The 14,056-nt window shown below is 55.7% G+C and carries 12 protein-coding genes; 8 read left to right on the forward strand and 4 right to left on the reverse strand.

The features are described 5' to 3' along the window. Position 1 precedes the first annotated feature (1 nt). The 7 genes from FIV00_RS08080 (at position 2) to FIV00_RS08110 (ending at position 9,047) form a co-directional block, all read left to right on the forward strand. Entirely contained in the window at positions 2–1,222 is a 1,221-nt protein-coding gene (locus FIV00_RS08080) for a mandelate racemase/muconate lactonizing enzyme family protein (RefSeq protein ID WP_152500265.1), read from the forward strand. A gap of 36 nt (positions 1,223–1,258) precedes the next feature. Further along, positions 1,259–3,199: an ABC transporter substrate-binding protein gene (locus FIV00_RS08085; protein ID WP_152500266.1), complete on the forward strand. Its 1,941-nt coding sequence runs from the start codon at positions 1,259–1,261 to the stop codon at positions 3,197–3,199. A 121-nt stretch (positions 3,200–3,320) separates the two neighbouring features. Next, on the forward strand, positions 3,321–4,304 hold the full coding sequence (locus tag FIV00_RS08090; protein WP_152504166.1) for an ABC transporter permease: 984 nt from the start codon (positions 3,321–3,323) through the stop codon (positions 4,302–4,304). After that, positions 4,301–5,443, forward strand: coding sequence for an ABC transporter permease (locus FIV00_RS08095; protein ID WP_152500267.1), 1,143 nt, complete (start codon positions 4,301–4,303; stop codon positions 5,441–5,443). The genes FIV00_RS08090 and FIV00_RS08095 overlap by 4 nt, the downstream gene beginning before the upstream one ends. Further along, on the forward strand, positions 5,418–6,470 hold the full coding sequence (locus FIV00_RS08100) for an ABC transporter ATP-binding protein (RefSeq protein WP_209006980.1): 1,053 nt from the start codon (positions 5,418–5,420) through the stop codon (positions 6,468–6,470). The genes FIV00_RS08095 and FIV00_RS08100 overlap by 26 nt, the downstream gene beginning before the upstream one ends. After that, complete coding sequence (locus FIV00_RS08105; protein ID WP_152500268.1) at positions 6,463–7,446, forward strand: ABC transporter ATP-binding protein; 984 nt, start codon at positions 6,463–6,465, stop codon at positions 7,444–7,446. Before FIV00_RS08100 ends, FIV00_RS08105 begins: the two co-directional genes overlap by 8 nt. Positions 7,447–7,502: 56 nt before the next feature. Next, positions 7,503–9,047 carry a sulfatase gene (locus tag FIV00_RS08110; protein ID WP_152500269.1) on the forward strand — a complete coding sequence of 515 codons (1,545 nt, stop codon included), beginning with the start codon at positions 7,503–7,505 and terminating at the stop codon, positions 9,045–9,047. An 84-nt stretch (positions 9,048–9,131) separates the two neighbouring features. Here the strand turns inward: FIV00_RS08110 and FIV00_RS08115 are convergent, their stop codons facing one another. The 4 genes from FIV00_RS08115 to FIV00_RS08130 all read right to left on the reverse strand — a co-directional run bounded on the left by FIV00_RS08115 (position 9,132) and on the right by FIV00_RS08130 (position 13,009). Beyond that, positions 9,132–10,142, reverse strand: coding sequence for a zinc-binding alcohol dehydrogenase family protein (locus FIV00_RS08115; protein ID WP_247649359.1), 1,011 nt, complete (start codon positions 10,140–10,142; stop codon positions 9,132–9,134). Then, entirely contained in the window at positions 10,139–10,930 is a 792-nt protein-coding gene (locus FIV00_RS08120; RefSeq protein WP_152500270.1) for an ATP-binding cassette domain-containing protein, read from the reverse strand. Before FIV00_RS08120 ends, FIV00_RS08115 begins: the two co-directional genes overlap by 4 nt. 69 nt (positions 10,931–10,999) lie before the next feature. Further along, positions 11,000–11,941, reverse strand: coding sequence for an ABC transporter substrate-binding protein (locus tag FIV00_RS08125; protein ID WP_152500271.1), 942 nt, complete (start codon positions 11,939–11,941; stop codon positions 11,000–11,002). A gap of 45 nt (positions 11,942–11,986) precedes the next feature. After that, a complete protein-coding gene (locus FIV00_RS08130) occupies positions 11,987–13,009 on the reverse strand; it encodes an ABC transporter permease (RefSeq protein WP_152500272.1) in 1,023 nt (340 codons plus the stop codon). 138 nt (positions 13,010–13,147) lie between these two features. Here FIV00_RS08130 and FIV00_RS08135 point away from each other — a divergent pair, with 138 nt between their 5' ends. After that, a complete protein-coding gene (locus FIV00_RS08135) occupies positions 13,148–14,050 on the forward strand; it encodes a GntR family transcriptional regulator (protein WP_209006857.1) in 903 nt (300 codons plus the stop codon). The last annotated feature ends 6 nt before the right edge of the window (positions 14,051–14,056 follow it).

Consider the following 14,056-nt stretch of genomic DNA (forward strand, 5'->3'; position numbering starts at 1 on the left):
CATGAAAGAGGCTTCAGGAGTTGTTGACTACGAGGCAACGCCAGTCTCGCGGGGATGGGAGGATCGCGCAGCGCGGATTGCATCCATCACGCCCTTTGTCGTTCGTGTGGGCAAACGAAATCAGTTGCTGGTCAAGCTGGTGACGGAAGACGGATTGCATGGTTGGGGTGAAAGCGGCCTTTCCGGACGGGAAGGGGCGGTCTCAGCTGCGATCGATCATTTTGCTTCCTTTCTTCTGGGTCAGGATTCCAGGCGCATCGGCCGGATATGGCAGGAATGCTACCGCAGTCAGTATTTTGAAGGTGGCAGGGTCCTGACGGCGGCTCTTTCCGCAATCGACATCGCGCTGCATGATGTTCTGGGTAAGCGGCTGGGCGTACCGGTCTATCAATTGCTCGGCGGTCGGCAGCGAGATGTCGTTCCGACATTCGCGAGCACTATGGCGACAACGCGCTCTGAGCTGCTGAGGCAAAGCCGTGAACTCGTCCAGGCGGGATGGGATTGCATAAGGATCTATCCGTCGAACTTCAGAGACAATGTGACTTTCGATCCGAAGGCCGGTCTTGGGGATGTGGCCGGAGATCTGATTGAAATCAGGGAGGAATTCGGACACGCGGTCACGCTAGGCATCGACATGCACCACCGGTTGAGTGTTGCTGAGGCCGCCAGCTTCTGCGCCATGCTGCCAGCCGGTACACTGGACTTTCTGGAAGAGCCCATTCGCAGCGAAGCGCCGGAGGCGTATGCATCGTTGCGTACGATGACAAATATCCCTTTTGCTGTCGGTGAGGAGTTCGCTTCAAAATGGGCTGCCGCTCCCTTTCTGGAGCAGGGACTGACGCAATATATGCGTCTCGATATCTGCAATATCGGTGGCTTCACCGAGGCGATGAAGGTCGCGGGCTGGTCGGAGCGATTCTACATCGACTTGATGCCCCACAATCCGCTTGGGCCCATCTGCACGGCCGCAACCGTTCACATGTCAGCGGCTGTGTCTAATTTCAGCTGGCTGGAAACGCGCCAATCTCCGGTCGAGGATCTCGGATTTCACGATCCTGCATTGTTTCCCGTTCAGCCCGTTCTGGATGGCCCCAATTATCAAATTCCCGAAGGACCCGGACTGGGAGTGGAGGTCGACGAAGAAGCGATCTCCGGTCAAAGCCCGGCTCATGTTGAAGCGCCGCACCTGCGGCACCCGGATGGTTCGGTCACCAATTGGTGACGGTTCGAATTCTCTTTGCTGATAGAGGAGGAGCAAATGAGTAAGCAGAGAAACTTGAAGTCTGTTCTGATCGGTGGCGTTGCCATGGCATCCCTGACGATGCTGCACATGGGAACTGCTCTTGCAGCGGACTTCAAGGAAGCACCGCAACTTGCCGAAAAGGTCAAAGCGGGGGAGCTTCCAAGTGTTGAAGAAAGACTGCCAAAGTCACCTTTGGTAATGGAACCGATCACCAGCGTTGGCGAATATGGCGGTACCTTGCGCCGTGCCATTCTTGGCGGCGGGGATCAGCACAATATCGTGCGCTTGATTGGATCTGAGAACCTGGTGCGCTGGAGCCCCAACTGGTCTTCCATTGAACCGAATATCGCAGAAAGCTTTGAGGTGTCCGACGACGCCACCACCTTCACGTTCAAGCTGCGTGACGGCATGAAATGGTCGGATGGCGAGCCGTTCACGGCCGATGACATCATGTTCTGGTATGAGGTTCTGCTTGATGAGCGGCTGACACCGAGCAAGCACCCGAATTTTGTCGAAACGGCAGGTCCGGTGCAGGTCAAAAAGATTGACGACACGACGGTCGAGTTCAAGTTTGAGGAGCCGAATGGACTGTTCCTGCAGAACATGGCCTACGGGTTCGGATATTACGTCGTCAACTTTCCGAAGCATTATCTCGCTCAATTCCATATCGATCACAATCCGGACGTTCAGAAGCTGGTGGATGCAGAGCCGGCGGCAGCAGATTGGGTTCAGCTGTTCAATCTGAAAGCCGGTCCCATGCACACGCCTATTTTCTGGCAAAATGCCGACCGTCCGACGCTGCACCCCTGGCATCTGAAGAATGGCTACGGCGCAACAGAAAGGGTCGTTGCCGAGCGTAATCCCTATTTCTGGAAGGTCGATCCGGATGGCCAGCAGCTGCCATACATCGATCAGATTACCTGGGACCAGGTGGAAGACGTTGAAGCCATCTTGCTGAAAGCCTTCAACGGAGAGATTGACTACATGGCGCGCCATATCGGTCGGCCGGTCAATCTGGCGGCGCTGACCGACAACAAAGACAGGGGTAAATACGACTTTTATCAGGTTGGAGACATTCCTGGCAGCCAGACAGCGCTCATGTTCAACCTAAACAATGCAGATCCGGTCAAAAACGAGATCGTCAACAATCTCGATTTCCGCAAGGCCGTCAGCCACGCGGTTGACCGCGAAGCGATCAACGACATTGTGTATCTCGGTGCGGGAAATCCGGTTCAAACAGCGCCGCATCCCCTGTCTCCGTTCTACAACGAAGAATGGGCAAAGCACTCCACAAGCTATGACCCGGAAAAGGCCGGTGCCCTGCTCGACAGCATCGGGCTGGACAAGAAGGACGAGGATGGTTTTCGACTGGGGCCTGATGGCGAACGGTTCACCCTTGTGTTTCTGGTCGCTGATGTATTCGGCTGGCAATACCCGGACGTGATGGAACTTGTTGCCGGTTACGCCAAGGATGTCGGTCTCGACTTCCAGGTCAGGGCAAGTGACAGGTCTCGCCTGTTCGAGATTGTCAGTTCCGGTGAACATGACGCTTATCTTTGGAACTGCCCGGGTGGACTGGTTGATGCCTACGCCAATCCGGACTGTTACCTGCCGCGTGGCCAGGCAGTGTTCTGGGCTCCCAAATGGGCAGCCTGGGGAGCGGATCCGAGCACCGGAACGGAGCCTCCGGAAGAGATCAAGGAACTCTTTGAGATCTACCGCGGTGTGACTTCGACTGCCGACCCTGCAAAACAGGAAGAGTCGCTGGTGAAACTCATCGACAGTGCCAGCAAGCAATTGCTGACAGTGGGGCTTATCCAGAGCAACGGTGCCTTTGGTATCGCAAGGAACAATTTGCGCAACCATGTGGACCCGATGCCAATTGCCGGCCAGCTGTGGACGCCGGCGCCCTATACGTCTCAGTTTTACTTCGAAGGCGGCGACAATCTGCCATAAGTAAACTTGCCACCCGGTTTCTCAATGTTGCGACCGGGTGCACTCCACCGCGAGGTTTGCCATGTCCTCCCGGCACCTCGCGGTTTTTCTCTGGCATCATCCCTGGCGGGCAACATCGGATATGTTTGGCTTTTTATACCGGCGCCTTCTTTACATGATCCCGACCGTCTTTTTGATTTCGGTCGTGACCTTCGTGATCATTCAGCTGCCACCTGGTGACTATCTGGACACATTGGCAGCCGAGTTGAGCGATTCCGGCGGCCTTGACGAGGGAACCATGCAGGCGCTGAGGGATCAGTACGGTCTCGGTCAGCCAATGTATGTTCAATATCTCAAATGGATGTCCCAGATCCTGTTTCACGGCAATTTCGGGATCTCCTTTGAAAAGAACATTCCCGTCAACGACATCATCTGGGACAAGCTCGGCTGGACGTTCGCCATTTCGCTGATGACACTTCTTTTCATCTGGATGACAGCCCTTCCGATTGGCATTTATTCTGCCGTTCGCAAATATTCTGCCGGGGACTATATCGCCACGTTTTTTGGATTCATCGGGCTCGCGGTTCCAAATTTCCTGCTCGCTCTGGTGATGATGTATGTGGCCTTCAAGTATTTCGGTCAGAGTGTCGGCGGACTTGTCAGCCCGCAATATCTTGGCGAACCCTGGACCTTCGACAAGTTTCTGGATCTTCTGGCGCACATATGGATGCCGATCGTGGTTGTCGGCACCTCGGGTGCGGCTGCGTTGATCCGCATCATGCGCGCCAACCTCCTGGATGAACTTTACAGGCCGTATGTCGTCACGGCGCGCGCAAAGGGCATGTCCGAGTTCCAGCTGCTGCTCAAATACCCGGTCCGTGTGGCACTCAATCCGTTCGTCTCGACCATCGGCTGGATCCTTCCGACACTTGTGTCCGGGGAAATCATTGTCGCAGTTGTCATGAACCTGCCAACGACGGGACCGCTTCTCCTCAGGGCATTGCTGGTGCAGGACATGTATCTCGCGGGATCACTCATCCTCCTGGTCAGCATACTGACCGTGATCGGTACACTTGTCTCCGACTTGCTGCTTGCCTGGATTGATCCGAGGATTCGCTATCAATGACCGTTGAAACAACGCTTGGGCCGTCGGACACTGAAGAACAACACACCCCGGAGCTGCTGGGTCCATGGGCTCTCATGTGGCGCAAATTCCGTCGTCATCGTGTTGCCTATGTCAGTCTCTGGATCACCGGTCTCATCTATTTCATGGCCTTGTTCGGCGATTTTCTGGCGCCGGAAAAGATCGACGAGACCAACCGGCGTGGCATTTTCGTTCCTCCGCAGGGAATTCACTTCCTGGTGACAGACGAGAATGGCAAGCGCTCTTTCCAGCTTCATGCCAAAGCGCTGAAAATGCAGGTGGACCGGGCGACAATGCGGCGCAGCTATGTTGAAGACCCGAACAAGATCATCCCGCTCGGTTTTTTCGTGGAAGGCTACAGCTACGAGATCCTGGGTCTGATACCGTCCAAGACGCATTTCTTCGGCCCGAAGAACCCACGTGACATTGTGTATTTCCTCGGATCGGACAGGTTGGGCCGGGATATCCTTAGCCGCATCATTATCGGTACGAAGATTTCCATGTCGATCGGGCTTGTCGGCATTGTCGTCTCGCTGGTGATCGGCGTGTCGTTGGGTGGCCTCTCCGGCTACTACGGCGGATGGGTTGATACCCTCATTCAGCGCCTGATCGAGTTTTTGCGGTCTATACCCACCATACCTTTATGGATGGGACTTGCCGCGGCGATCCCGCTCGGATGGCCACCGCTTTACACCTATTTCGTGGTTACCATTATTGTTTCGATGATCGGGTGGACCAGCCTTGCGCGCGAGGTTCGCGGCAAATTTCTTTCGCTCAGAAATGAAGACTTCATCACGGCGGCCCGCCTTGACGGTTTGACGGATTGGGAAGTCATCCGCAAACACATGGTGCCTTCGTTCTCCAGCCACATCATCGCCTCTTTGACCCTGGCCGTTCCGCTGATGATCCTGGCCGAGACGTCCCTGTCCTTTCTTGGCATAGGGCTTCAGCCGCCCATCGTGTCGTGGGGAACGCTTTTGAAAGAGGCACAGAACATCCGTTCGATCATTGAAGCACCCTGGCTGCTGATTGCGCCGGGAACGATGATCGTGATTGCCGTTCTGGCACTCAACTTTCTGGGAGACGGCCTTCGTGATGCCGCTGATCCGCATGCACACTGAACCAGACCAGACAAGACAAAACGCGCAGTCGCTGGTCGAGATCCGGGGTCTGAAGACGCATTTCTTTACCGACGATGGGGTGGTGAAGGCAGTCGAAGGTGTCGATCTGGACATTCACGCAAACAGAACGCACTGCATATTGGGTGAGTCCGGATGCGGCAAGTCAATCATGGCACGCTCGATCCTCCGGATTGTTGATGCGCCGGGCAAGATCGTGGAGGGCAGCATCACTTACCGGCCCGGAGACGGGCGTTCTGTCGACCTTGCGAGAATGCGCCCTGGCTCGCGGGATCTTCGCGAAATCCGTGGACAGGACATTGCCATGATTTTCCAGGAGCCGATGTCCTCACTCGGGCCGATTACGAAGATTGGAAAGCAGATTGTCGAGACGATCCAGCTGCATCGGCGTGTGAGCAAATCGGAAGCAAAGGAACAGGCGATCGAGTTGCTCGACAAGGTGGGCATTCCCCGTCCTTCTGAAAGGTTCGAGGCTTATCCCTTCGAATTGTCGGGGGGCATGCGTCAGCGCGCCATGATCGCCATGGCGCTTTCATGCAGGCCGCGCCTTCTGATCGCCGATGAACCGACCACTGCACTTGATGTCACCACCCAGGCGCAGATCCTTGATCTGATCGCTGAACTGAAGGAAGAGTTGGAGATGGGCGTCCTGCTCATCACACATGATCTTGGTGTCGTCGCGGAAGTCGCTGAAGACGTTTCGGTCATGTATATGGGCAAAGTCGTCGAGAAGGGCGATGTCTTTTCGATCTTTGAGGATCCGCGTCATCCCTATACCCAGGCCCTGATGCAGTCGGTTCCGAAACTGGGAATGGAGAAACGCCGCAGGCTGCCGGCGATTAAGGGGATGGTGCCCCACCCGCTGGCACGACCTTCAGGCTGTGCCTTTCGCACAAGATGCGGCCAGGCCATGGCTGGTATCTGCGACAAGGATGAACCCAGGCTTTTGAGAACCGGCAAAACGGATGTTGCCTGTTTCCTTTATCAGGAGGAGGCCGCCAATGTCTGATGCGATCCTGGAGGTTCGAGACCTCAACATGCACTTTCCCGTTGGTGGTGGTTTGTTCGGCAAATCCACGGATGTGGTTCGAGCTGTCGACGGGATCAGTTTTGATGTTCGCCGCCGCGAAACCTTTGGCATTGTCGGTGAGAGCGGAAGCGGCAAGACAACCCTTGGCCGATGCATCATGCGTGTGCTGAAACCGTCTTCAGGCAGTATTGTCCTGCGCCGAAAGGACGGTCAGGAAGTGGATCTTTGCCAGAGTGGCAAGGCCGAACTGCGCGATATCTGGAAAGACATGCGCATGGTGTTTCAGGATCCTCAGTCCTCGCTCAATCCTCGTCTACGCGTCTTGGAAATTGTCGGCCAAAGCCTGCGCAAGTCTGAAGGTCTGAGCGGCAAGGACCTGTCGGAGCGTGTGGCACAACTGCTGCGACAGGTCGGATTGAGGCCGGAATTCCTGATGCGCTATCCGAATGCCTTTTCAGGAGGTCAGCGCCAAAGACTGGGCATTGCCAGGGCGCTGGCCACGCAGCCTGAATTGATCATCGCCGATGAAGCGGTATCGGCACTCGATGTTTCCATTCAGGCTCAGATCCTGAACCTTTTGCAGGATCTGCAGGAGGAGTTTTCTCTCACATATGTGTTCATCGCGCACGACCTGGCGGTTGTTGAACACATCTGCGACCGCATAGCGGTGATGTATCTGGGGCAGGTGGTTGAGCTGGCGGAAACAGAGGCACTGTTCCGGGCGCCCAAACATCCCTATACGCGCGCATTGCTTGATGCCGTCCCGGTGCCCGACCCACGAAAACGGCGTGGCAAACACAAGGCATCCAAGCTGGCAGACGGTGCGGCAGGTTCCAAAGGGTGTCGTTTTGCAGCGCGGTGCCCACACGCAACGGACCTTTGCCGCAACGAAGCGCCACCTGCCAAGAGAGTGCAGGACGCGGACGTGCTTTGTCACTTCGCGGGCGAGATCTGAAGAACTCGTCGGCAACGACCTTAGCTTCGCACGAAAGAATTAGGACCAAACCCCTCATGACCATTGAAAAGCCGCGTAACGAAAAACCGAATGTCATCCTCATTTCGACGGATCAGCAGCGCGGTGATTGCATTGGCCTCGAAGATCGGCATGTGAAGACGCCGAACATCGACAGGATTGGCCGGGGCGGGGCAATGTTTGCGAAGTGCATTACACCCCACCCAATGTGTCAGCCGGCAAGAGCTTCCATTTTAACGGGCAAGCTGCCCTATACACACGGTGTCAGGGACAATGGCCGTAACCTTGATGAGAAAATCGGGTCCTTGGGGCTGGCCAACGTCTTCGCGGATGCAGGCTATGAAACGCGGTTTATCGGCAAAGCCCATTTTGCCAGCAACGAAACCTTCCATCCAACCGGTGCACCGGAGTGTTATCACAGCACTGCAGACTTTCCCGCCGACTGGGGCGGGCCCTATTTTGGTTTCCGGCAGGTTGAATTGATGCTGCGTCCGCACCACCACTGCGGTTGGCAAGAGGCACCTTATACGCTCCACTACGAGAACTTTCTGGACGGTGATGGCGGCGGACGTGTTCGCTGGAATCGTGCCAAAGAGCATGTGCAGCCTGAAACGTCGCATTTTCAGGCCTGGCGGTCTGCGCTCGAGCCAGGATGGCATTCTTCTCCCTGGATAGGGGATCGAGCGATCGACATGATCAAGAACAGGGGCGACAAGCCTTTGTTTGCCTGGGTCTCCTTTCCGGATCCGCATCCTCCTTTTTTGGCGCCCAAACCCTGGTGCGATCTATATCATCCCGATGAGGTCGACCTTCCACGTCATTGGCAGCTTGACTTGGACAACCGGCCCTGGTGGCACCGTGCGTTTCTGGAAAGCCCAGTGCGGCATAACCTTAAACGGGAGCATGCAGAAGGCGGCAAGAACTGGGGCGTTGTGGACCCGCTTGACGAGCGACAGCTCAGGGACATCACCGCAATCTACTACGGGATGATTGCCTGGATCGATGCCCAGGTTGGCCGGATATTCGAAGCACTTGAAGCAAACAATGAACTTGAAAACACAATCATCGTCTTTATCAGCGACCATGGTGAGTGGCTTGGCGATCATGGACTTCTGCTCAAGGGGCCGATGCTCTATGACGGCCTGCTTCGTGTGCCATGCCTTATCCGTGGACCATCCGTTCCAGAAGGGGTCGTTGTCAAAGATCCCGTGTCGACGGTGGATCTGAGGCAAACACTTGCGGATTTGGCCGGTATCGAGGCTTCACCTGACAATGGCCGGTCGTTGCGCTCGGTGATGCTTGGAAAGGTAAGTCGCGACTTTGCACTCAATGAGTGGGAGGTCGATGCTGCCCGAAGCGGCATTGATATGGATCTGACAACAGTTCGGAGCCATCGATACCGGATGTCGGTCGACCTGAAAACGGAAACAGGCGAGCTCTATGACCTTCATGATGATCCGTCGGAAATGGCAAATCTTTTCGAGGATGCGGGCTATGCAGCTGTTGTGAAGGAGCATATGGACATGATCAGCAGCAGGCCGGATGACAGGATCCCCGTTGCGCCGCGCGTCGGCTGGCACTAAGGACCATGCCCCAGGCACTGCAGCGCCGCTGTGTGCCCTGAACCTTGCAGCAAACAGACCAGTGAAGGTTCGTCAGGGCTTTTCTTAAGGGGACACCAGCACTTTGATGAGGTGTTCCCGATCTTCGACGAGTTTCGGAAACTCTTCCGGAAGTTCGCTCAGGCCGAGCTTTCGCGATGCGAGTGCGTCTGTCGGGATCTTGCCGCTGCGCATGGCGTCCATGACACGGTCAAAGTCCGACTTGAGCGCGTTGCGCGACCCGATGATCCGGGCTTCGCGTTTATGAAACTCGGCATCGTTGAATGTTATGTCGTCCTTCACGACGCTGACCAGGACGGCGCTGCCGCCATGCGCGAGCAAGGGAAAGCCGTTTTCGATTGCCCTGGCATTTCCGGTTGCATCGAAGACGGCATCGAAGCCGTCCGCAAGCTCGCCTTCCAGCACCGTGTCACCGGCGATGTGAAGCGCGTTGAAGCCGAACAGTTTGCTCGCAAGATCAAGGCGTGCACGGCTCAGATCCATAAGATGAACTTCAGCGCCGGCAAGGCGTGCGAACAGCGCTGTTCCAATGCCGATGGGACCGGCACCGGTGACCAGCACAAGATCGTCACTGGATATCCCGGACCGGGCAACCGCGTGGGCGCCGATGGCCAGAAACTCGACCATTGCAGCCTGTTCGGCTGTCAGGCCGTCGGCTGAATAAAGGTTCTGCCTGGGCACAGCGAGGCGTGAACACATGCCGCCGTCGCGATGGACACCCAGTACTTCAATATTGCTGCAGCAGTTCGGTTTGCCACGCCGACAGGCCCGGCATGTGCCGCAGGAAACGTAAGGATTGACCACCACGAGTTTGCCCGCCTCGGGTCCTTCGGCGATATAACCGGACAATTCGTGACCGATGACACGTGGGTAATTCAGATAGGGATGCTTGCCTTCAAAGATGTGATAGTCGGTCCCGCAAATTCCGATTGCGGCAATATCGACCAGAACCCAGTCTTCCGGCGCACTGACCGGCATGGGCCTTGTCTCCAGAGCCATCTTTCCAGGCTCGACGCACACCAGGCAATTCATGACGTCCGTTCTTGTGTCCATCATGCCTGAGGCTCCAGATTGCGAGCGGACCAATCAGCCGGAAGTTCGCCCTTGATGATCAGGCTGAGCACATCATCCTTTGTCACTTCATCGATGTGATGAGCGCCGACAACGCGGCCCTTGTTCATCACCACGACGCGGTCACAGAGTTCGAAAACGTCGTGCATGTCATGGCTGACCAGCAAGATGCCGATGCCCTCGGACCGCAGCTGTTTGATCAGCTCACCCACCATCGCCGTTTCCGAGGGGCCAAGGGCCGCGGTCGGTTCGTCCATGATCAGGATCTTCGCTTCAAAATAGATCGCCCGTGCAATCGCTATCACCTGACGCTGCCCACCGGAGAGACTTGCGACCGGGTCGTTGAGGTTCTTGAAATTCGGGTTCAGGCGTCGCAGCACACGCTCTGATTCCGACATCATCCTTGCGTCGTCCAGATCGCCGAACCGGTTCGTCAGTTCACGTCCAAGAAACAGATTTGCAGGTGCGTTCAGATGATCGGCGAGGGCGAGTGTTTGGTAGATTGTTTCAATGCCGAACTCGCGCGCATCGTGCGGATTTTGAATATGAGCTGCGTGCCCATTGACCTTGATTGTGCCTTCATTTGGCATCATCGCACCCGACAATATGCGCATCAGACAGGACTTGCCGGCACCGTTATGACCAAGCACGCCGACAACTTCGCCAGGATAAAGATCAAGCGACACGTTGTTCACGGCGCGGATGCCGCCAAAGTGCTTTTCAATGTCGATCATCTGAACCAATGGCGGTCCAGACTGGGAGTGCAGGGTCATATTGCCGGTCCTAGCAAAAGTCTGGAATTGGGCCGGGCGCTCCAGGTCAGGAGCGTCCGGCCAAGTGCGTCAATAAAGGACGTTCTGAACCTCAGGGCTGTCGATATTCTCCTTGGTTGCAAGGACAACACCTGTATCGATGAAGCTCGGAACTTCTTCGCCGTTCAGAAGTTTGAGAACGGCCTGTACGCCGAGTTCACCCATCTGGAAGGAGCCCTGGACTGCTGTCCCTGCAAGCGTACCGTCCTTGACGAAATCCTGAAGATCGGAGTTGCCGTCAAAGCCGAGTGCCGTGATGCTGCCGGCCTTGCCTGCCTGCACGATTGCACGGCCCATGCCGATTGCGGTCGGCTCGTTTGCACCGAAGATGCCGACAAGATCGCTATTGGCGGCAAGAACATCGGTTGTCTGGTTCAGGGCAGTCGCCATCTGTGACTGCGAGTAGTAAGGCCCGACAATCTCAATGTTCGAGTTCTCGGTGATCTGCTCAACGAAGCAACCGACACGGCCAACTTCAGATCCGACACCGGCGACGTAGGACATCACGGCGACTTTGCCTTCCTTCCCGACTTCCGAAATCATCTTGTCCGCGACGAGCTGGCCTGCTGCACAGTTGTCTGTCGACAGGAACGCCTGGAAGTAGTCTTTGCCATTTTCGGCAAGTCCACTGTCAATGATCACGACAGGGATTTGAGCCTCAAAGGCTTTCTTGACGGCAGGGACCAGGGCCTCTGGGTCTGATGGGGCGAGTACGATACCTTTGACGCCACGGTTGACCGCGTTTTCAACGAGGTTGACCTGATCGGCGACAGCAGATTCCGATGCCGGGCCGTTGAAGCTCATCGTGTGTTCTTCGACACCTTCGATGGCCGCTGTCGCGCCCTTGTTGACGTTCTGCCAGAAATTGGAATTGGTTGTCTTCACGATGACGGCGATTTCGCCAGCCTGCGATGCAGCTCCGGACAGTGCCAGTGCACTTACCATCATTGCGGTCGTAATCAGCTTCTTCATAAGTTCTCCTCCGTTTGAAGATGCGCTGTTGAGAGACCGGGCATGTCAGCGCCGGTTTCGGATCTGATCGACATAGACCGCCAGAATGACGATGAAGCCGATCACGATTTGCTGGATGAAGGCGGAGACGCCGGCCATGTTCAGACCGTTGCGCAGAACGCCGATAATAAAGGCACCAATCATTGTGCCGGAAATGTTGCCGACCCCACCCATCAGTGAGGCTCCACCGATCACCGCCGCCGCGATGGCATCGAGTTCATACATGACGCCTTCGTTCGGCTGTACCGTGACGAGCCTTGACATCAGAACGTTGCCAGCCAACCCGGCAAGTGCACCCGACAAGGTGTAAGCGCAGATCTTGGTCCTATCGACCAGAACACCTGACAGTCTTGCGGCTTCTTCATTCGAACCGGTTGCATAGATGTGACGGCCGGTTTTGCGACGTTTCAGCAAATAGGCCGCAACTACGGCAACGATTGCCAGAAGAATGACAGGGTAGGGAATGCCGGGAAAAACGACCTTCGGAAAAATCCCACCGGTTTCCTCCACGATCCGGAACAACGAGCCGTTGCCCAGGGTGCCAAATGCTTCGCCAAGGCGCGAAATGGGGGCCGCACCGGTCAGTTGCAGGGCAATGCCGCGTGCAATCAACATCATACCGAGGGTCGCCACAAATGGTGTGATCCTCATTTTGGTGATAACGAAGCCGTTGAACGCACCGCAGGCAGCACCAGTCAGCACGCCGAGTGCCATTGACGGGGCCACGGGAATGCCCGCCTTGACGGATAGTCCGGTGACAACGCCAGAGAGCGCCAGCACTGAGCCGACACTCAAATCGATGCCACCGGTGATAATCACCATGGTCAGGCCGACGCCGAGCAGACCAATGACCGACGTTTGCAACAGAACCGTCAAGCCGTTGTTGACGGTGAAGAAAGCGTCATTGCCGAACGAGAAGGCGAATACGAGCACTGCCAGCGTCAGGAGCGCGGATAGCTTGTGCAGTGACCCTGCTGAGAATTTGAACGTCCAGGATGCCGGAGCATCGCTTCGGTCAAAATCCGCCATAAAACCTCCCGTGGCGAAAAATTGAATTTAATTATTAAATACAATATGCGAGGTGGCGATATTGACGTCAATTGTTTTTTATTAAATCATACGAAATACAGGAATTCTTGTTTGATTCTATTATGTTGGATTGCGTTCATGGCAAGAACAGACGATCGCTTCAGGAGTGCATACAACAAACTGCTCGACATTTGCAGCAGTATGGAAGTGGGTGACCAACTGCCGCCCGAGATCGCGCTTGCCAATCAGATGGAAGTCAGTCGTACGATCGTCAGAAGTGCCTTGCAAAAGCTGGATAGCGAGAAAATCGTGCGTTGGGAAGGGCGAACGAAAACGCTTATTCGCCAACCCGAAGTGGGCCATCGTCTTGAACCGGTTGATGCACATATTTCTGCCGAGGAGTTGGAAAAGCGTTTTCTGGAATGGATCCTGAGGTTCGACGTTCCAGCGGGAACATCGCTCAACGTGGCACAGCTCTCGCGACAATTCGGTGTACCGGCGCATAGCCTTCAGGAGTTTCTTGCGGGCCTGAGCCGATTTGGACTTGTCGAAAGGCGCGCAAGGGGGGGCTGGACGCTTTCTGGCTTCACGGCGGAATTTGCAATTGAGTTGTCCGATTTCAGAATGCTCCTGGAAATGAATGCTGTTCGCCAACTGCTCCAGTTGCCCGATGATCATGACATCTGGCAGAAACTGGCGTCACTGAAAGAGCAGCATGAAGCATTGCGGGAAGATCTCGAGACGCGATATCACGACTTTTCAATGCTCGACGAAACCTTTCACACGACGGTCAACAGCGTTGTCAAAAACCGCTTCGTTGTTGAGGCACAGAAGGTCATCTCGCTGATCTTCCACTACCACTACATGTGGGACAAGCGGGATGAACGGGAACGCAATGCAGCAGCGATTGACGAGCATCTGGACTGGATCAATGCGATGATAGACAAAGATCCGGAGCGCTCGGAAGCAGCCGCGTTGAAGCACTTGCGGCGTTCGAAGGAAACGCTTTTGTCCTCGCTACGCGGCCACAAGCACGTTTAAGGGTCC

Source organism: Labrenzia sp. THAF82, assembly GCF_009363435.1.
GTDB classification, from domain to species: Bacteria; Pseudomonadota; Alphaproteobacteria; order Rhizobiales; family Stappiaceae; genus Roseibium; species Roseibium porphyridii.

Bases quoted from the DNA above. Each gene is read 5' to 3' on its own strand.
- FIV00_RS08080 (WP_152500265.1), top strand. From the start codon at position 2: ATGAAAGAGGCTTCAGGAGTTGTTGACTACGAGGCAACGCCAGTCTCG.
- FIV00_RS08085 (WP_152500266.1), top strand. From the start codon at position 1,259: ATGAGTAAGCAGAGAAACTTGAAGTCTGTTCTGATCGGTGGCGTTGCC.
- FIV00_RS08090 (WP_152504166.1), top strand. From the start codon at position 3,321: ATGTTTGGCTTTTTATACCGGCGCCTTCTTTACATGATCCCGACCGTC.
- FIV00_RS08095 (WP_152500267.1), top strand. From the start codon at position 4,301: ATGACCGTTGAAACAACGCTTGGGCCGTCGGACACTGAAGAACAACAC.
- FIV00_RS08100 (WP_209006980.1), top strand. From the start codon at position 5,418: ATGCCGCTGATCCGCATGCACACTGAACCAGACCAGACAAGACAAAAC.
- FIV00_RS08105 (WP_152500268.1), top strand. From the start codon at position 6,463: ATGTCTGATGCGATCCTGGAGGTTCGAGACCTCAACATGCACTTTCCC.
- FIV00_RS08110 (WP_152500269.1), top strand. From the start codon at position 7,503: ATGACCATTGAAAAGCCGCGTAACGAAAAACCGAATGTCATCCTCATT.
- FIV00_RS08115 (WP_247649359.1), bottom strand. From the start codon at position 10,142: ATGATGGACACAAGAACGGACGTCATGAATTGCCTGGTGTGCGTCGAG.
- FIV00_RS08120 (WP_152500270.1), bottom strand. From the start codon at position 10,930: ATGACCCTGCACTCCCAGTCTGGACCGCCATTGGTTCAGATGATCGAC.
- FIV00_RS08125 (WP_152500271.1), bottom strand. From the start codon at position 11,941: ATGAAGAAGCTGATTACGACCGCAATGATGGTAAGTGCACTGGCACTG.
- FIV00_RS08130 (WP_152500272.1), bottom strand. From the start codon at position 13,009: ATGGCGGATTTTGACCGAAGCGATGCTCCGGCATCCTGGACGTTCAAA.
- FIV00_RS08135 (WP_209006857.1), top strand. From the start codon at position 13,148: ATGGCAAGAACAGACGATCGCTTCAGGAGTGCATACAACAAACTGCTC.